The following is an 18,595-nucleotide window of genomic DNA, read 5'->3' on the forward strand; positions in this document are numbered from 1 at the left end:
GTCGAGGTGGACCGATGACGCCGCATCGGCTATGGCGAAGCCATGCATGCCGCCTCGTTCGCCCACGTGCGCCACTGGGTCTTCGACCTCGACAACACCCTTTACTCGCCCGAGGTGCGCCTCTTCGAGCAGATCCAGCTCAAGATGACGCAATGGGTGATGGAGGCGCTGAGGCTCGATCGGGCCGCGGCCGACGCGCTGCGAGCCGACTACTGGCGGCGGTATGGCACCACGCTCGCCGGCCTGATGGAGGAGCACGGGATCGACCCCGATCCCTATCTGGAGGTCGTGCACGAGATCGCGCTGGATGCCCTGACGCCCGATCCCGACCTCGCCGCGGCAATCGGGGCACTGCCTGGGCGGCGCATCGTCTTCACCAACGGCTCCGCCCCCTATGCCCGCCGCGTACTGGCGGCGCGCGGGCTCGAGGGGCTGTTCCACGCGGTCTATGGCGTGGAACACGCGCGCTACCGGCCGAAACCTGAGATCGTCGCCTATCAGACGGTGTTCGGGACCGACGGCTGCGAGCCGGCGACGGCGGCGATGTTCGAGGACGACGTGCGCAACCTGCGGGAGCCGCACGCGCTGGGTATGCGCACGGTACTGGTCGCGCCAGAGGCCGTGGAAGCGCCGCATGTGCACCACCACACCGTCGACCTTACGGCTTTCCTCGCGCGCCTCGGCGGCTGAAGGCGCCTTTCCGGCATGGTGCAGGCGGGCTAGGTCACCGGCGATGGACGCGGATATCCTGATCTCCGGCGGCGGCATTGCAGGACTCGTGGCGGCGGCAGCGCTCGGGAACCAGGGATGCCGTGTCTGCCTCGTCGATCCCGCGCTGCCGAGGGAGGCGGAGGATCCCGAAGCCGATCTGCGCACCACCGCCTTCCTGCGCCCCGCGCGCCGGCTCTTCGACCAAGCGGGGCTCTGGAGCGCGCTCGAGCCGCACGCGACGCCGCTGGACGCGCTCCGGGTGATCGACAGCTCGGGATGGCCGCCGGTCGAACGGTCGCGGCGCGAGTTCCGCCCTGACGACATCGGCGCCGAGACCTTCGGATGGAACCTGCCGAACTGGCTGACACGACGCGAGCTGGTCCGAGTGGCGGGCCAGATGCCGGGCGTCGACCTGCGCCTCGGCGTCGGGTTCCAGCGGATGCTGGTGCGGGACCGCGAAGTGCTCGTCACACTGACCGAGGGCCAGCCGCTGCGCGTCCGGCTCGTGATCGGCGCCGACGGCCGCAACTCCCCCGTGCGAGAGGCGGCGGAGATCCCCTCCCACACGACGCGCTACGGACAGAAGGCGCTGGCGTTCACCGTCATCCATCCGGAGCCGCATGGGAACGTCTCGACTGAGATCTACAACCGCGGCGGCGCCTTCACCTTGGTGCCGGTGCGCGATCACCAGGAGCGGCCGGCTTCGGCCGTCGTCTGGATGGAGGACGGACCGCGCGCATCGCGCCTCGCCACCATGCCGCCGGAGGAGTTCGAAGCCGAGTTGGCACAGCGCTCCCTCGGCATCCTCGGACCGCTGACGCTGGTCGGGCCGCGGCGGGTCTGGCCTGTCGTCACCAGCCGAGCCGAGCGGCTGACGGCACCGCGCGTGGCGCTGATGGCCGAGGCCGCTCACGTCCTGCCGCCGATCGGGGCGCAGGGCCTGAACACGTCGCTGCACGACGTATCGGCGCTGACCGCGGCTGTCGAAGGTGCCGATGATCCCGGTGCCGAAGCGCCGCTGGCCGCGTATGTCCGCGCGCGCGAGGCGGATGTCCGTGCCCGCGCGACGGCCATCGACCTCTTCAACCGCATCTGCCGCTCGAACGAGGCGCCGGTCCAGGCGCTGCGGCAGGCCGGCCTGGCGGCGGTCCATGGCCTCGCGCCGCTCAGGCGCGGCGTGATGCGCGCCGGCCTGGGCGACGGCGGGTTCTAGAGCACTTCGGCCAGAGCAGCCTTCAATCGCGCGACGCTGCCGTCAACGTCGCGCAGCTTGTCAATGCCGAAGAGCCCGATCCGGAAGCTTCGAAATTCCTCGCCCTCGTCGCACATCAGCGGCACGCCAGCCGCGATCTGGACACCCTGCTGGGCGAAGGCGCGGCCGGTCTGAACCGCCTGATCGTCGGTATAGCTCACCACGACCCCGGGTGCGCCGAACCCGTCGGCCGCGACCGAGCGCACGCCGCGCGCCTCCAGCGCGCCACGCACCCTTTCGCCCAGCGCCCACTGCGCCGTCTTGAGCCGCTCAAAGCCCCACGCGCGCATCTCGCCCATCGTGTCGCGGAAGACGCGCAGCGCATCGGTGGGCATCGTGGCGTGGTAGGCGTGCCCGCCGCCCTCGTAGGCTTCCATGATCGAAAGCCACTTGCCCAGATCGGCGGCGAAGCTCGTGCTGCGCGTCGCCTTCACGCGCTCGCGCGCCGCCTCGGACAGCATGACCAGCCCGGCGCAGGGCGAGGCCGACCAGCCCTTCTGTGGCGCCGAAATCAGGACGTCGACCCCAAGCGCCTTCATGTCCACCCAGACGCAGCCCGACGCCACGCAGTCCAGCACGAAAAGGCCGCCGACCTCGTGCACCGCCTCGGCGACGCCGCGAATGTAGTCGTCGGGAAGGATGATCCCGGCAGAGGTCTCGACATGCGGCGCGAAGACGACCTCCGGCCGCTCGGACCGAACGCGCTCAACCACCTCGTCGAGCGGCGCCGGAGCAAAGGGCGCGGGAACCTCGTTGCCGGTGCGACGCGCCTTCAGCACGGTCTCCGACTGCGGGATGCCGCCCATCTCGAAGATCTGGCTCCAGCGATAGCTGAACCAGCCGTTGCGGAGTACCATGGCGCGGGCGTTCGTCGCGAGCTGCCGCGCGACAGCCTCCATCGCGTAGGTACCGCCGCCAGGCACGATCGCCACCGCGTCGGCGGCGTAGACGTCACGCAGCGTGCCCGAGAGCTCGCGCATGATCTCCTGAAAGGCGAGGCTCATGTGGTTGAGCGAGCGATCGGTGAAGACAACGGAATATTCGAGCAGTCCGTCGGGATCCACATCGTCGAGCAAGGCGGTCATCAGCATCCCTCCTGTTTGCCCTTGTGGCCTACCGCTCTGCCGGGCCGACGGCAAATGCTCTCGACACCTGAAGGCCTGCGGACATTGCATCCGCGCCGTTTTCCTCTAGACAGCGCCGCGAGACCGCGAATGCGCCGAAACGAGGGATGGAAAACCAATGCGCGTCTATTACGACCGTGACTGCGACATCAATCTTATCAAGGACAAGAAGGTGGCCATCCTGGGCTACGGCAGCCAGGGTCATGCGCACGCGCTGAACCTCCGGGACTCCGGCGCGAAGAACGTCGCCGTGGCGCTGCGCGAGGGATCGGCATCGGCAAAGAAAGCCGAGGCCGCCGGCCTGCAGGTGATGTCGATCGCCGACGCGGCCGCGTGGTGCGACCTGATGATGTTCACCATGCCGGACGAGCTGCAGGCCGAGACCTACCGCAAGCACGTCCACGACAACATACGCGAGGGTGCGGCCATAGCCTTCGCGCACGGCCTCAACATCCATTTCGGCCTGATCGAGGCCAAGCCCGGCGTCGACGTCATCATGATGGCACCCAAGGGTCCCGGCCACACGGTGCGCAGCGAGTATGCGCGCGGCGGCGGCGTCCCCTGCCTCGTCGCGGTGCACGAGGACGCCTCGGGCCGCGCACTCGAGCTCGGCCTCTCCTACTGCTCCGCGATCGGCGGCGGCCGCTCCGGAATCATCGAGACCACCTTCAAGGAAGAGTGCGAGACCGATCTGTTCGGCGAGCAGGCGGTGCTCTGCGGCGGCTTGGTAGAGCTGATCCGCTGCGGCTTCGAGACGCTGGTCGAGGCGGGCTATGCGCCCGAAATGGCCTATTTCGAGTGCCTGCACGAGGTGAAGCTGATCGTCGACCTGATCTACGAGGGCGGCATCGCCAACATGAACTACTCGATCTCGAACACGGCCGAATACGGCGAGTACGTCTCCGGCCCGCGTGTCCTGCCCTACAAGGAGACGAAGGAGCGCATGAAGGGCATTCTGGACGACATCCAGTCCGGCGCCTTCGTCCGCGATTTCATGACAGAGAACGTGGTCGGCCAGCCCTTCTTCAAGTCGACCCGTCGCAACAACGACGCGCACCAGATCGAGGAAGTGGGCGAGCGCCTGCGTGGCATGATGCCCTGGATCGGCGAGGGCAAGCTCGTCGACCAGTCGCGCAACTGACCGTCGACGGCGGGGCGCGTCCCCGCCCCGCATGGCGGGTGAGGCAGAGCGGGCCGGAGGGCGGAATATCCGCTTGACGCGATACCCCCGCTCGCCTATCCCCGCCCTCGCTTCTGGCGGAGTAGCTCAGTTGGTTAGAGCAGCGGAATCATAATCCGCGTGTCGGGGGTTCAAGTCCCTCCTCCGCTACCAAATTTCCCCAGTATTCTCGGTGACTTCCTCCTATATGGGTTCAAGGCCCGATCTGCGGAACACAGCGCGGGGTGGCGCCGGGGTGGCAAGAATGCGGTGTTGGCTGGCGACGCTCCAATCCACGGCGTGCACGATCCGTGCTGAGCAGCGCAGCAGCAAGTCCTGGGTTTTCAATGAGCGCGCCCGAGAAGTTCTCGCCCGAGACGCGCTGCGACGTTTTTCGCCCGCAAGAAACGGACCGATCTCCCCCTCGCATCGCGACAAGGAGATCATCATGCACACCACTTCGCCCAACCCCGAGAGCCTCGTCGGGATCGCCACGCTTATGGAGATCCTCAAGCGGTCGTGCGCCAGCATCTACCGCGACATCAAGAACAAGAGGTTCCCGAAGCCGCTGAAGCTGGGCAGCTCCTCGCGCTGGAGAATGTCGGAAGTGGAGGCGGTCATCGAGCGTCTCTCTGACGACCGCCTCAAGGACTGAACGAGCCGATCAGGTCGCGGCGAGGCGGGCGCAGAAGTTAGCCACCGCGCACCTGACCAGCGCACGACGCCATAGATCGAATGACGCGCAGCCCTGCATGGCGAGCGCGTCGATCTCCCGGAACAACAGCATGTTCAGCGAGATCGCGATCTCCGCCAGTTCGGCCATCACAGCCGAGCCGTCGGGCCGAGGGCGGCGCAGAGGCCGACGAGTTCGGCCGCCGCCTCCGCCTCCGTCTTGAACCCCAGGACGGAGAACAGGCCGTAGAAGCTTGGCCCCGTCCCGACGGCTGAAGTCGGCGTCGTCGAGGAAGGCGTCTTCGCGCCGTTCCTGAGGCGTGGCGACGAGGGCGGTCGTGGAAGCAAGTTCAGATGGGTTTTTCGGACGACAGTCCATAGCAGGGGCGATGGAAGATCTGCTGTCGTCTTCAAGAGCGCCGCCGCTGGCGGATGGGCGCTGACACCGAAGGCACGGGCGTAGTCGAGCACAAAGATGGATCGCCCGAGCCGGGCGCCGTAGAACCGCACAGCCGCGTCGAGACTTGGGGGGGGCCACCGCTGATGCAGGCCTCGTCGAGAACTCCGGTCCCGATCGCTGCCCGCTTTCGCAGAACGACATCGAGGCATGGCGCGCGAGCCTCGCATGTCGCAGGCCCACGAGTTCTGCGAGCCCGCTTAGGACCTCACCGGCCCCTACGCATCCGCAAGTCACGAGGCTCCGGCAGCGTTGCGGTTTCGATGGATGCGAAGCCGTCAAGACATTGGTAGCGGTCGTCCGCATCCGCTACGAGTTGGGGCGTAGAATGTGCATCATGGACATAGAGGCCCCACGCGAGAGCCCGCGGGCGAGGGCTCCGTATCAGATGCTCTCGGTCAAGCGCCGCCGGTCAGGAGCGAACCAGCGACGTCGGGGAAGGTACGGACCCACGCCGCTGCCGAAAGGCGCGATGCTGACGGGTGATCCAGATCGGTCATGTCGATGGCATCGCGCAGCCCGTCGGTGACGAGGCAGATCTCCTCACTATCGGCGATGCGGGGTCGAGAAGTGCGAAACGTGCGCGCTCTTTGCTGTCGAAGTCGTCGTCGAGAGGAGCCGGCAGGTTAGCCGGGGCCGAGATCGTCCTGCCTTCAACATTCCTTCTTGGCGCGTCTACCGGGCCGGCTATCCGATCGGGCTCTCGACAAGGAGCCGGATCGCGACAGGCGGACCTGAGCGCATCGAACTACCTCCGCGTTGTTCCCGTCCGGGGCGGGTGGTGAGATACGCCGTCCAGGGCTGGGAAGGCCAAAGCAACGGGGGTTCAGGGGGAGAGCGAGGAACGACTGCTCCCGGCCGCCGGAGGCGCAGGTGCGGACGCTATCCGCTCCGGTCGCACGCCCGCCCGGGGCCGCCCGCCGCGCGAGCGTCCCGCTGGAGGCGCAGTGTCCCGGGACAGAGCCCTGAGCGGAAGAGGAAACTCAAATACAGGGGAAGCCGCAGTGCGAGTTTCCTACTGAGTATTGAACCCGCCCCCTTCGGGAGCGGGCGCAGGTTCGAGTTGCGATCTACCCACCGATTAGTGAGGCGATAGGACGAACCAATCGCTCGTTTTTCGATTCGCGAGCGTTTTCCTATGGCGCTTACGCAGATCGGATGCATGCCAAGCGCATGCGGTAGCCCACTTGCAAGCACGAGTGAACCGTCACCCTCCACTCTACCCGCTCATCTCTGAAAGCGCGTTCTCATCATCCGTCCACCGGATACGGTAGGCCCTCAAATCCGCCAATACTATGTCGCGCTCGAAGCTCGTGTGCATCGATCCCAGCCAAGGATCATCGTGCTGGGTCTGAAAAGCGAGAGACACTGACAGGCCGTTTTCATATACATGACAGTGGAACGCATGAAGTAGTTGCGCTGGGATCAGATATACCACGCCGGGCTCGATCCGCGCGCTATACACCGGCGTGTCATTCATCGAGAACTCATACGAATTGACGTGATCCTCCTCTCGTATGATGATCAAATCTTCCGGAGGCGAAGCGCCGTCGGACAGTTCGGGCCACTGCCAGTCAGAGTGCCATCCGGGCCCGCTTGCATTGCCGATTACGAGGACTGGATCGTGGCCATCAGCGCGATTCCTCGCACTGCCGTCCCGGACCGCGCGCCAAAACTCATCAGGTGTTCGGCCCTCGATCTCCTGCCAATCCATTCCTCGGATGACGTCCGACCAGACCACAGCCGCCACTTGGTGTGAGACGGTCTCGCGCCACCATTCCTCCTCGTTCAGAACGGGCTGAGCCATCGGTAGGTTGGTGAACTCTCCTTTATTCAGTCCGTCGAACGTAATGGTGAACGGAGTCAATGGCTCGGAAGTCGGTGAAATCTCTCCGAAGAGATGACGCGGAAAGTCATTAGCTATGAACGCCGCGGAAGCTGCTGCTGAGGATATTTCTTGCAGTCGAGCGTCATCGAGTTCGGCGGCCAGAATTGCCTCGTCACGACGCCTCCTGAGAATCTCAAGTGACTGCTCGAGTGGCTGCCTAACATAACCTCGACGTATGTCCTTCGTTTGACCGTCTATGGAAACATCAACAGCCGAAAGCAAGCTATAGTATCGGTCAGTATCCAGTCCGTCGAGGGCAGACAACATTGAACTGATATTGCTATCCATTCGCCTGAGAGCTTTATCGTCCGATAGAGTGAGAAGCCGCCGGATGCGAGCGCCGGGAATCGTTGGGCGTGAAGTTGTTGCAATGAGCGCGATCGATTGCGCTTGCATCAAAGCCGAAAAAGATGGCCCGCCAGAGAAGGTGTAAGTGCGCCTTGCGACTCTGGGAGAGTCTCTGGACCCGCTCATGGCTTCAATCAAAGGGTCAATGTGGGCCGCGTAGCTGCCGTCACTGAATTCCTCGCCTGAACCGGCGACCTCGCGAATCTGTTCATGAAACTCGCTGACTTGACGCGCGTCGATTAGGACGAGCAAGTCTGCGATCATTTCGCTCAAGACCCGGCTGCTCTCTCTGAAAGCCTCGTTTTCGGCAGGCACTTGGCGGAATTGAAATGCTGCTCGCAATGCCCAGCGCGCGACCGGTCCGAAAGGCAGGGTCGCTCGAGAGAGGTGCGTTACTTCGTCCTTGCGCTCGCGTGATTGGGTCAGCCAGAGCGATACTACAGGCGCAAGAATTCCAAACCTGACAACGGGAGATGGCGGGAGACACGCGACTCGCCTCCACTCCAATGGGCGGCATGTCGCACGTGCGCGCGCTCCGCTTGCTAAAGGGTCAACGTCATCACCTTCGGGCAGATGACCGTCTTCCACGGCACTTGCTCACCGACTGGCAGCGACCACTGCCGTCATCTCTCGCGGCCAGACCTCGTTCGCCACATAGGCGCGCATAATGGGCGCACGTCGAGCGGGATGAAGAAAGGCGATTGTCTTCAGAACAAAATAAGCAAGCGCAAGAGCATTGACTGAAAACCAAGCCAGAGAAAGGAGCGTTGCTGTGGCACCCGCGTCGCCAATTCGCTCTGCAAAAAGTAGTTGGGCAAGGAGAGCGAGGCACAGGAACAGCGAACTCATTCCCACGAAGAGAGCTCGAGATGAGTCGACGTATATCGTGAGTCTCGAAGAAAAAGTGGCTCGGCCCTGATTGAGAAGGCCAACGAAGGCGATCACAAGAGGGAAGACTACGCCAATCAATGCGGCGTGGACGGCGAGAAGACCGATGTTGAAAGTCCAAAAGTCTCTAACGCTCGCCTGCCCATCGGCTGCCAGGCTGAAGCCGTGGAGCCATTCCAGATCGGACAAAACGACTGCGACGAGATATGCGAGCGCTACAATTGCTATGGAGACCAACGGATCATCGACTGCCCACCTTATCATGCGCACGAAAAATGGATGGCGGTGATCTCGGAGCTCAGCGTTATCTCGGCAAATGTTCATTGATTGTGCGGCGAACCAGAGCTGCGAGGCTCGGCTTGAAAGCACCACGGACGACGGCAACGAGGAGTGCAAACTGGCGCTCGACATCTTTGAACTTTTCTACCATAACTTTTTTCGGCCGAACTGCTCCGCTCCGCCGTGCATCGCATATCAGTCGGAGCTCGGCTATATTCAAATCGCGTTGTTCTCGATCGGAGGCCAGAGCCGCAAGCGACAATCCTCGATGGTAGGGCCGATCGTGTGGGCCTCGGGAAGTAGCGCCTTCTGCGCACGGATGTCCGCTTGTTCCGCCAACTGCCGGGTGCCGCTAGGCCAGATCGTCGGCGACGCTGAAGGCGAGGCGGGCGCCCCGGCGACCGGCGAGCAGCGCTGCCGCCTGGATCAGCGCGTCTCGATTTTCGCCGACGAAAACGCGCAGTGGTGCGACAGGATCGCCTGAGACATCGTGGCCAACGACGTAGGGAATTATTTCATCGAACATGTTGTTCTCCGCTTCGAGGAACCGGCTCATGGCCGGGGTCAAGGTCTTCCCGTCGTCATCCTTCACTCGAGGCGCCTCTCCGGCCGTCCACCGTTCTGGCTCTCAATCAGAGGAGCCAGACCGGCGGTCGGCCATCGGCGCCTGCCTTCTCTCTCCTGACCTGCTTCCCACACAGATCCTGGGAGCTGCCCGAGCCAGTGCGCCCGCGGCACTCCGTTGTCCTTGCGTAGGACCTTCCGGTGCGAGCTCATCGGCCACGTCGATCGCGGGGAAGGCCGACGCGCTAGGGCAACCCGGACCAGCGGCGCGGTGCGCCCAGTGCAGTCTAGGGTTAGCGCCCCTTTCAGATTGGCGCAGCGCGCCGCCGACGGCGGCGGTTGGGGGAAGTTGAGGCGGTGAGCGGAAAAGGTTGAGGTTGGGCGCCGATCACCCCGTGTGGGTGATCTCTCCCCTTTTTCAACCCAGTGAGGAAGTTGCGGAAATGGCGGCGAAAATCGGCAGAGAGGGGAGGCGCGCGCGTGCTACCTACACCCCCACCGAGCTTTTGAGGTCCCAAGGCGACGATCCCTCCCAGTTCACGCGAAAGCGCGCTCTCGAAGAATGTCAGCAGCGCGGGACCTGCCTGCCGTTCGCTGCGGACGCTCGATCATCGCTGCGTCAGCAAAACCCCCCGTAGGAAGGGCGGAGAGTGTGAATTCTCTGCGGTCGCGCAATTCGGAGCCGATCCCGTCGAAGCAGACCTTCGCCGACGACCGCGCCCGCGACGCGCTCCGCAACCGTCGAAGCCGTCGAAGCCGTCGCGATGCGCCATGAGCGGCCATTCTCTGCGACTGCCGTGGTTTGGGTCGTCGTCGCCAGAGCTGACATTCGGTGAACCCGACAGAGCGCTTCTCGGTACCTCCGCAGAGTCCTGATCGGGGTGGCTGACCAGACTCACCGGGCTGTCGATTGCTGATTGTAAGCGTGAAGTTGATTGGAGGTCGGCGCGCGTTGTCCAACCGCGACATCAATCGCATCTGCTGCGATGGCGGCTCGAGACTCTTGGATAACCGAGCGGAAGCGACCGATGAGCCGAGGCGGCCGCGGCGGCGCGCCGCGGCCCAATAGCTTAGCCGATGTACTCCTTCGACTTGAACGACAGGTGCGACACCGAGGCGGGGCGGTCGGCGAGCTTGCGGATGTTGCCCCAGGTCTGCTTGTAGTTCGGGATCACCAGCTCGTTCACGCCGTCGCCGTTGATGACGTTGCCCTGCAAGCCGGTCGGGTAGCCGAAGAGCATGAAGGTCTCGCCGCGGCGCGCCGTCGGCGTCGGGTAGGCCATGGCCTGGGTCGAGCCGGTGTCGTTCCAGACCTCGACGAGATCGCCCTCGGCGACGCCGATCCCGGCCATGTCGTCGGGATGCATCTCGATGAAAGGGTACGGCCAGCGGTCCATGACCAGGTCGTTGTCCTTGTCGAGATAGGCCGACTGCCACACGAGGTTCGCGCGCCCATTGTTGATGAGGTAGGGGTAGCTCTCGCGCTGCGCCTCCTCGCCCGGCGCCTAGAGGCCGGTCCACTCGGCGACGAGGAACAGCGCACGGCCATCCGCTACCATCGATCCTCCCGACGTCGCGGTGACATGTGCCGCTGTGGCGTCTCATGACCGCAGGCTGCATCAAGGCCGCGTCCGCCATGGTTCTCGAGCCAATGGCGGCACCATGGCGAACTCCCGGCGGCCAGGAGCCTCGACAGATTCGACTTCTCGGCGATCCCGTCTCTCGACAAGGCGCTGACCATGGAGCTGGCGCGCTGCGGATTCATCGACCGCCGGGGGGAACTCCTCGCTCTGGGATCGAGCGGCACGAGCAAGACGCACGTCGTGTGCGGGCTCGGTCAGACCGCCTGCCAGAAGGGCCGGAAGGTCGGCTTCACCACCGCCGCGGCTTTGATTCACGATTTTATGCAGGTCGCCGGCGATCGCAGGCTCCCGCGCCTCCAGAAGAGCTTTGCCAATGTCGGTGCCGGGTAAGCCGAGCGCGGTGTAGCCTTCAGGACGACGATCCGGACCAGGTGTTCGGCAACCTCGTACTCGAGGCCCCGGGCCATGAGGCGCTGGCGCAGGTCTGCGCAATGCATCGTCGCCACGACGCGGCTCCGGCGGTGTTATCCGCTCCATCGTCCCCACGGCGCCCGGCCGAGTTAGCTCGATGCCGCACCGCTTCATCCTTGCAACTGCACCAGGAGCGACATCTTCCACGGGCCTGCGGTCCTGCGCGGCGGGATTGCGGCACAGGCGCTGCGGGCAGCAATCGCATCGTGCCATTCGCGGGTATCGCAGGCGCCGTTGGCGGTGACAGAGCCGATCTCCTCGTCCGCCCGGACGTGGCTGAGCAGATCGGGCAGGGCCCGTGCATCGCCGATGTGCCTCCCGGTGATCCCGAGGGAACGGAACTCCAGCGTCTCCTCGTCGATCCGAGGCGTATCCTGCGCCAGACCCGCCGCCTGGGGCCGCCATACTTGCCGTCGGCCGCGTCGGCCGCGTCGGCTTGTCGGCGTAGCGTCCCGATACATTCCGGGGTCGAGCCAGATCGTCAGTGAGTTCGTTGCAGGCGGACCGGTTCCTGAACTTGCGTGTCGTGACTGAAAGCCAGCTCATGCGCTCCAGCTACCACGATGGGTTCAGCAGAAGGATCCCTTAGCCGCTTTGTGCTGCAGAGCAAGCGAAAGGTAAATGCTCGAGGGGTGTGAAGGAGAAACTTAGGCCTGCCGCATCCCCATTCGGCATACGAACGGCGCTGGCCTTGATGGAAGTAAACCAGATTTCAACCTTGAGCCCTGTAGTCCGCAACGACCCAGAGGCATGTGGAACCAGTCCGCGTGCGTGATAGAAAGAGGCTCGCTCTCTCATGCGCAGAAGCCAGAGGCAGACTACAGAGCCACGGCGTTTCATGATCGCCGCTCTGGTGGCATATGGTGTGGTACCCGCTCTTCCGGCAGCGGCGGCATCCGAGAGCCTGGCTGACATCAACGTCGCGCAGAAGCAAGCGCTAGCGGCGGTCACGGTTGCGCCGGGGCAGGCCGAGCTCAGACGCTACTCTCGCGAGCCGGGAACGGTCATCGTCGGCGACTCGGAGGTCGCGGCGGCGTCGCTCGCGGCCTCCGACATTCTGGTTCTGACAGGGCTTGAGCCTGGCGAGACGAACGTCATCGTGCTCGACGACGACGGCGCCGAAATAGACCACATCGCGCTGCGCGTGGCCGAGCGGGGCACAACGATCGTGGTAAGACGCGGTCAGGAGCGCGAGCTTCTCCGATGCGATCCGGCATGTGCTCCGCTGGACGGGATGGGCCTGCATGCCCCGGCATCGCGCCAGTTCGATCCGAGGCCAACCTCCGACATTCCTGTCGCCGATGGGAACGTCCCGCAGCTCTGATACGGGGCCTGCGAGCTCAAACGCCTGCCTGAGCAGCTCTAGTCAGCCACATCTGCGGCGACCTCGCGCGTCTGTGACCGAAGCATCACGAAGTTTCGTAAAGCTCTTCCCACAAAGCGAATTCCGTTCAGAGCTCGATAACCGATTCGACCCCACAACACCTCATCCGATCGACGTGGTCGGACGATCTTAAGGTCTCGGTGGACGGCACCTTCACGCCTCGCAGATGATCCAGATTGTCTCGAATGCGGTCGAAAGGAGCGGATACGCAAATCCCGCCTATCCGTTTGAGCTCACCCTCCGCCCGGATAGTCGGGCAAATTGAAAGGACCCGGAAGACATGAAGCTAATCCACAAGTTTGCCCGCAACGACAGTGGCGCCACCGCCATCGAGTACGGCCTGATCGCCGGCGGAATCTCGATCGTGATCATCGCTGCGATCGCAATTGCCGGTCCCGCTCTGGAAGGTGTGTTCGACCAGATCGCAGCCGCGCTGGCCCCGACCCCCAGCTAATTTTGATCTTCGCTGAATCGGCCGGCATTTCGCCGGCCGATCCACCTTTCGCCAAGGCAAGGTTAATGCTGCAACGAACTGCGGGATTCGGACGCCGGAGAGAGGCCGCTGTACTTTCGCGGGAGCGGGCTTCTGCGGAGCGCGTCGAAGTAGCGCCGATTGACGCCGAGAGGGCTCACGCCACGGGGCCGGCGGCGGTTGCCGAAATTGCGCGCCCAAGTGTCCCAGTGCAGCAGTCGTCTCGGCGCGTGGACACTGAGGCCGACCTCTTCAAGTCGCTAAAGCAGCAGCTCTTCTCCGCGCTGGTCGATCAGATCGACCTGCCCGCGCTCTCGAAACTCGAGCCGGAGCACGCACGCAGTGAAATCGCGGCGATCCTGACCGAGATCATCGACGAGCGGCAGATCGGCGTCGCCAGCGCGGACCGTGCCCGGATCGTCACCGACATCGCCAACCAGGTGCTGGGCTACGGGCCGCTGCAGCCGCTGCTCGACCGCGACGACATTGCCGACATCATGGTTAACGGCGCCGGCCGGGTCTTCATCGAGGTGAACGGCAAGACCCAGGAGACCGACATCCGCTTCGACAGCGACGAGCAGTTGCTCAACATCTGCCAGCGTATCGTCAGCGCCGTCGGCCGACGCGTCGACGAGAGCTCGCCGATCTGCGACGCTCGTTTGCCCGACGGGAGCCGGGTCAACGTGATCGCGCCGCCGCTGGCGATCGACGGTCCGACGCTCACGATCCGCAAGTTCAAGCGCGACAAGCTGACGCTGGACCATCTGGTCAGGTTCGGATCGATCTCGCATGAGGGCGCCGAGATCCTGAAGATCATCGGCCGGATCCGTTGCAATGTGCTGATCTCGGGAGGCACCGGCTCAGGAAAGACGACGCTGCTGAACTGCCTCACCGCCTCGATCGACCATGACGAGCGAATCGTCACCTGCGAGGATTCGGCCGAACTGCAGTTGCAGCAGCCGCATGTCGTGCGACTTGAGACCCGGCCGCGCAACCTCGAGGGCGAAGGCGAGGTAACGATGCGCGACCTGGTCAAGAACTGCCTCAGGATGCGGCCCGAGCGGATCATCGTCGGCGAGGTGCGCGGCCCCGAAGCGTTCGACCTCCTGCAGGCGATGAACACCGGCCATGACGGCTCTATGGGCACGCTGCACGCCAACAGTCCCCGCGAGGCGCTGGCGCGACTGGAATCGATGATCTCGATCGGTGGCTTCAACCTGCAGTCGAAGACCGTGCGCGAGATGATGGTATCGTCGATCGACGTCATAGTTCAGGCGGCGAGGCTCCGCGACGGTCGCCGGGTCATCACCCACATCACGGAGGTGGTAGGGATGGAGGGGGACGTCATCACGACGCAAGACCTCTTCCTCTACGAGATCACGGGCGAAGACGCGCGCGGCATCATCCTTGGCGAGCATCGGTCGAATGGCAACGGGCGCCCCTACTTCTGGGAGCGCGCGCGCTACTACGGCGAGGATAAGCGCCTTCTCGACGCCTTGGACGCTTCCGACCGGCGGGACGAACGACGCGCAATGGATCACGACAGGCATCAGCTTGGAGTAGGCCGGTGACCAAACTCGACCCGGCGCTGATCCCGTTCCTGATAGCGGGGCTGGTCGTGGTGGCCGTTTCCGCCGCGATCTGGTCGATCTTCTCCGGGCATGCAGCAGAGCGGGAGCGGCGCTATCGCCGGCTCCAGTGCCATGCGCCTTCCGTCAGCATCGACAGGCGGCGCGTCGGCAATGCTGAGGACGAGGTGCTGCGCAACGCAAGTGCGATGGTGCGTCGGCGCCGGACTGGCAAGGGACTTTCGTTCCGCTTCGCCCTCCAGCAAGCGGGTCTGCTCTGGCCGGTCTGGATGGTCCCGGTGGTCGTGGCCATACTCGCGTTGTCTCTCGGCAGCGGCGCTCGTCTTGCAGGCCTTTCCCAGATTGCCGCGGGCCTGTTCGGCCTGGCAACCGGACCGGGCCTGTTCCTCATCTTCCTGCGCGTCCGTCGCGCGCGGCGGAAAAAGGCGATGGAGAAGGACTTCCCGAACGCGCTCGACATCATCGTCCGCGGTGTGAAGTCGGGACTGCCGCTCAACGATTGCTTGCGGATCGTCTCGCGCGAGGTCCCCGACCCGCTCGGTTCGGAATTCGCACGCATGGTGGAGCAGCAAGGCCACGGCGTGCCGATCGCCGAGGCGGTCGACCGGCTCGCGGACCGCGTCCCGCTCACGGAGGCGAACTTCTTCGCGATCGTCATCGGGCTGCAGACCAAGACCGGCGGACGGCTCGCGGAATCGCTCGACAACCTCGTCTCGGTACTAAGGGCCCGGGTGCAGTTGCGTGCCAAGATCGGCTCGATGAGCTCCGAGGCAAAGGCCTCTGGCGCGATCATCGCCGCGCTGCCGGTCGTCGTCGCGACGCTCGTCTACATCACGAGCCCTGCCTATATCTCGCTGCTTTTCACCGAAGCCATCGGCAACGTGGTCCTGGTCGCGTCGGCGATCTGGATGCTGATCGGCGTCTTCGTGATGCGCAAGATGATCGCGTTCGACTACTGAGGGGCGGCCGATGGATCTTCTGGATATCGTCTACGGGGTTCTCGACAATCCTGCTCGGCTCGCGCCGCTGATCGCAGCGGTTTCCGCGATATCGACCGTGACGGCTCTGTCCTGGCCGCTCCTCGAGCGGCAGCAGCAGCGGCAACGCATGGCGCGTGCGGCGGGCGCGGAACGGCACATGCGCGACATGGCGGCCAAGGCTCGCGCCACGAGCGGCGATGCGGTGATCAACCTGCGTCACGCCGCGCCGAGGCGGCTCTACACCACCATCGTCAAGCGTCTCAATCTCGGCCGGCTGATCCAGAACCCGCAGACGCAGAGGCTGATACACCAGGCCGGGTATCGCGGTCCAGCAGCCGCGATCAAGGTGACGGCGATGCGGGTCATCCTGGCCCTCGGCTTCGGTGCGGCCGCGGCGTTCTACTCGGCGCTCATTCTCGACATCAGTGTCGTACTGCGGGCCCTGATCGCCGCGGTCGCAGCCTTCGCCGGGTGGTACGGGCCGATCGTCCTGCTCAAGAACCGGCTGCAGAAACGGCAGACCGAGGTCAGGCGCAACTGGCCGGACGCGATGGACCTGCTGTTGATCTGCGTCGAGTCGGGCATGACGATCGAAGCCGGATTCCGCAGGGTCGCCGAGGAGATCGCGGTCCAGAGCCTGGTCTTGAGCGAGGAGCTCTCGCTCACCACCGCCGAGCTCTCCTACCTGCCCGATCGGCAGCAGGCTTATCGTCGGCTCGCCACGCGGGTCGATGTCGAGGAGGTCCGCTCGGTCGTCACCAGCCTGATCCAGTCAGAGAAGTATGGAACGCCTGTCGGCCAGGCTCTGCGCGTGCTGTCGAAGGAGAGCCGGTCGCTTCGCATGGCGGCGGCCGAGAAGAAGGCCGCTGCTCTGCCGCCCAAGCTGACGGTACCGATGATCCTGTTCTTCCTGCCCGTTCTATTCGCGGTGATCATGACGCCGGCAATCATCCAGATCATGCAGGATTGACGATGGTGGCCCGCGCAATCTTCAAGTTCCGGCGGACATTGCATCGTTTCACAGGCGATACGAACGGCGCTATCGCGGTAATGGCGGCCATCGCGTTCCCCGTGCTGGTGGGCGGCATGGCCCTCGGTGCCGAGGCCGGCTACTGGTATCTGAGCCACCGCAAGCTGCAGCAGGCGAGCGACCTCGCTGCCTACGCTGCCGCCGTGCAGTTGCGGTCGGGCCGCGGCAATGCCGAGATGGTGGCCGCCGCCGGCAAGATCGCCGAGGCGAGCGACTTCCGCACCGGCGACGACACGCTCGCCCTGGCGCATCCGCCGGCCACCGGCAGCCGCGCCGGCAGCGCGAAGGCCGTGGAGGTCGTCGTGAAGCGGCAGCAGACGCGCTTTTTCACCCTGATCTACACGACCGAGCCTGTGGAGATTTCGGCTCGGGCCGTGGCGGAAGTTCGCGGTGGCGGGAACGCCTGCCTGCTCACCCTCGACCCGACCGTCGGTGGGGCGATCACGGTGGGCGGTTCGTCGGAGGTCATATTCGACGGCTGCGACGTAGCAACAAATTCAAATGCTTACGATGCGTTCCTGATGCAAGGCGGCAAGGTCGAACTGACAGCGGGATGTGTCCACAGCGTCGGCGGAGTAAGCGCGACGAGCGGTCTCAACCTGACGGCCTGCACCTCGCCCCACACGCAGTCGCCGGCGATCAGGGACCCCTATGCCGATCTCGCGGAGCCGATGAACATCGGCACGTGCTCGGACAGCAGCGTCGGTAGCAACAACAAGACGATTACCGTCACTCCGCATGAGACGCATCCGCTCGGCATGCCGCTGCGCCGATACTGCGGCGGCCTGGAGCTCAAGGGCGACGTCACGTTCTCTCCCGGTCTTTACATCGTCGATGGCGGTACCTTTCGGATCAATGCCTCGGCTTACGTCACGGGCAGCGGTGTCACCTTCTTCCTGACCAACGGCGCCGAAATGGCCTTCAACGGCAGCGCGACGCTCGACCTGTCGGCGCCGACCTCGGGACCTTTCTCCGGGATCCTGTTCTACAGCGATCGCGACGATGTCGGCCTCTCGCATAGTATCAACGGTAACGCAGGGTCGACCCTCAATGGCGCCGTTTACCTCTCCTCAAGCGACCTCAGCTACAGCGGAAACTTCAGCGGGACCTACGGGTGCACGCAGATCGTCACGCGGCGCGTCACCTTCACGGGCAATTCGTCGCTCAATGTCGATTGCTCGGCAGCAGGCACCCGGCGAATCCCGGTGGGCGAGATCATCGCTCTGGTGGAATAGGAGACGTGCCGATGATCGAATCGTGGATTTTTTCAGTCGTATTTCTCGGCTTTCTCGGATGGGCGGCGTATTGCGACGCTGCCGATCTCCGGATCCCGAACCGCTTGACGCTTGCAATGGCCGGGATGGGCCCGTTCGCCGTGTGGCTGCTCGGGCCGGGCGTGGGCGCCTTGCCGGCGGCGTTCCTTGCGGGCGCCACGACCCTGATCGTGACCTGGACGATGTTCGAGCTGGGTCTACTCGGTGGCGGCGACGCCAAGCTCGCAGCTGCCGCCGCGCTGTGGCTCGGCCTGGAGGCGACGCTGGTCTTTGTTCTCGCCACCGCAGTGTTCGGTGCGGTCCTGGCGGCGAGCCTCGTGATCCTGAGTCGCTCGGCCGCCGCGCAGGCCCTTGTTGGACTGCGGTGGCAGGAACGTCTCAACGCCGACGCCATCTCGGTCCCCTACGCAGTCGCGATGGCACCCGCTGGTGTCGTGGCGACGCTGACGATGCTGTCCCAGGCTTAAGGA

Annotated in this window: 17 protein-coding genes, 1 tRNA gene and 2 pseudogenes; 13 read left to right on the forward strand and 7 right to left on the reverse strand. The window is 64.6% G+C overall.

Annotation, left to right across the window (positions count from 1 at the left end):
* The first annotated feature begins 42 nt into the window (after positions 1-42).
* Together JM664_RS09540 and JM664_RS09545 are read left to right on the forward strand one after the other, a co-directional pair.
* On the forward strand, positions 43-690 hold the full coding sequence (locus JM664_RS09540; RefSeq protein WP_227419673.1) for a pyrimidine 5'-nucleotidase: 648 nt from the start codon (positions 43-45) through the stop codon (positions 688-690).
* Positions 691-733: 43 nt separating this feature from the next.
* On the forward strand, positions 734-1,924 hold the full coding sequence (locus tag JM664_RS09545; RefSeq protein WP_227419674.1) for an FAD-dependent monooxygenase: 1,191 nt from the start codon (positions 734-736) through the stop codon (positions 1,922-1,924).
* Here JM664_RS09545 and JM664_RS09550 read toward each other — a convergent pair.
* A complete protein-coding gene (locus tag JM664_RS09550; protein WP_227419675.1) occupies positions 1,921-3,048 on the reverse strand; it encodes an aminotransferase class V-fold PLP-dependent enzyme in 1,128 nt (375 codons plus the stop codon). The two genes, JM664_RS09545 and JM664_RS09550, sit on opposite strands and share 4 nt — an antisense overlap.
* 157 nt (positions 3,049-3,205) lie before the next feature.
* Between JM664_RS09550 and ilvC the strand changes: the two genes are divergently transcribed.
* From ilvC to JM664_RS09565, 3 genes are all read left to right on the forward strand, one after another.
* On the forward strand, positions 3,206-4,228 hold the full coding sequence (gene ilvC / locus JM664_RS09555) for a ketol-acid reductoisomerase (protein ID WP_227419676.1): 1,023 nt from the start codon (positions 3,206-3,208) through the stop codon (positions 4,226-4,228).
* A 115-nt stretch (positions 4,229-4,343) separates the two neighbouring features.
* Positions 4,344-4,420: transfer RNA gene (locus JM664_RS09560), tRNA-Met, on the forward strand.
* 274 nt (positions 4,421-4,694) lie between these two features.
* Complete coding sequence (locus JM664_RS09565) at positions 4,695-4,901, forward strand: helix-turn-helix transcriptional regulator (RefSeq protein ID WP_227419677.1); 207 nt, start codon at positions 4,695-4,697, stop codon at positions 4,899-4,901.
* 9 nt (positions 4,902-4,910) lie between these two features.
* Here JM664_RS09565 and JM664_RS09570 read toward each other — a convergent pair whose 3' ends face one another.
* From JM664_RS09570 to JM664_RS09590, 5 genes are all read right to left on the reverse strand, one after another.
* Positions 4,911-5,069 (reverse strand): hypothetical protein, encoded by a 159-nt coding sequence (locus JM664_RS09570; protein WP_227419678.1) that lies wholly within the window; start codon positions 5,067-5,069, stop codon positions 4,911-4,913.
* Positions 5,070-6,594: 1,525 nt separating this feature from the next.
* Positions 6,595-7,884: a hypothetical protein gene (locus tag JM664_RS09575; protein ID WP_227419679.1), complete on the reverse strand. Its 1,290-nt coding sequence runs from the start codon at positions 7,882-7,884 to the stop codon at positions 6,595-6,597.
* Between the two features lie 324 nt (positions 7,885-8,208).
* Complete coding sequence (locus tag JM664_RS09580; RefSeq protein WP_227419680.1) at positions 8,209-8,769, reverse strand: hypothetical protein; 561 nt, start codon at positions 8,767-8,769, stop codon at positions 8,209-8,211.
* Positions 8,770-9,130: 361 nt separating this feature from the next.
* Positions 9,131-9,370, reverse strand: a complete 240-nt coding sequence (locus JM664_RS09585; protein ID WP_227419681.1) for a hypothetical protein — start codon at positions 9,368-9,370, stop codon at positions 9,131-9,133.
* Between the two features lie 1,042 nt (positions 9,371-10,412).
* Positions 10,413-10,805, reverse strand: coding sequence for a molybdopterin dinucleotide binding domain-containing protein (locus JM664_RS09590; RefSeq protein ID WP_227419957.1), 393 nt, complete (start codon positions 10,803-10,805; stop codon positions 10,413-10,415).
* 213 nt (positions 10,806-11,018) lie between these two features.
* On the opposite strand from JM664_RS09590, the pseudogene JM664_RS09595 reads away from it, so the two are divergent.
* Positions 11,019-11,315, forward strand: a pseudogene (locus tag JM664_RS09595) (ATP-binding protein); the annotation flags it as partial.
* Here the strand turns inward: JM664_RS09595 and JM664_RS19005 are convergent.
* A pseudogene (locus tag JM664_RS19005) lies at positions 11,301-11,805 on the reverse strand (transposase); the annotation flags it as partial. The pseudogenes JM664_RS09595 and JM664_RS19005 overlap by 15 nt on opposite strands.
* Before the next feature lie 444 nt (positions 11,806-12,249).
* On the opposite strand from JM664_RS19005, the gene JM664_RS09605 reads away from it, so the two are divergent.
* The 7 genes from JM664_RS09605 to JM664_RS09635 all read left to right on the forward strand — a co-directional run bounded on the left by JM664_RS09605 (position 12,250) and on the right by JM664_RS09635 (position 18,592).
* Entirely contained in the window at positions 12,250-12,720 is a 471-nt protein-coding gene (locus JM664_RS09605) for a pilus assembly protein N-terminal domain-containing protein (RefSeq protein WP_227419683.1), read from the forward strand.
* Positions 12,721-13,060: 340 nt separating this feature from the next.
* Positions 13,061-13,234: a Flp family type IVb pilin gene (locus tag JM664_RS09610; RefSeq protein WP_227419684.1), complete on the forward strand. Its 174-nt coding sequence runs from the start codon at positions 13,061-13,063 to the stop codon at positions 13,232-13,234.
* 248 nt (positions 13,235-13,482) lie between these two features.
* Positions 13,483-14,823, forward strand: a complete 1,341-nt coding sequence (locus JM664_RS09615) for a CpaF family protein (RefSeq protein WP_227419685.1) — start codon at positions 13,483-13,485, stop codon at positions 14,821-14,823.
* Entirely contained in the window at positions 14,820-15,800 is a 981-nt protein-coding gene (locus JM664_RS18860; protein WP_227419686.1) for a type II secretion system F family protein, read from the forward strand. The genes JM664_RS09615 and JM664_RS18860 overlap by 4 nt, the downstream gene beginning before the upstream one ends.
* A gap of 10 nt (positions 15,801-15,810) precedes the next feature.
* Positions 15,811-16,791 (forward strand): type II secretion system F family protein, encoded by a 981-nt coding sequence (locus JM664_RS09625; protein WP_227419687.1) that lies wholly within the window; start codon positions 15,811-15,813, stop codon positions 16,789-16,791.
* A gap of 2 nt (positions 16,792-16,793) precedes the next feature.
* The gene (locus tag JM664_RS09630; protein ID WP_227419959.1) at positions 16,794-18,086 is read left to right on the forward strand and encodes a pilus assembly protein TadG-related protein; all 1,293 of its coding nucleotides are present in this window, start codon (positions 16,794-16,796) and stop codon (positions 18,084-18,086) included.
* An 11-nt stretch (positions 18,087-18,097) separates the two neighbouring features.
* On the forward strand, positions 18,098-18,592 hold the full coding sequence (locus tag JM664_RS09635) for a prepilin peptidase (protein WP_227419688.1): 495 nt from the start codon (positions 18,098-18,100) through the stop codon (positions 18,590-18,592).
* The last annotated feature ends 3 nt before the right edge of the window (positions 18,593-18,595 follow it).

This window comes from Roseitranquillus sediminis, assembly GCF_016918935.1.
Lineage (GTDB): Bacteria > Pseudomonadota > Alphaproteobacteria > Rhodobacterales > Rhodobacteraceae > Roseitranquillus > Roseitranquillus sediminis.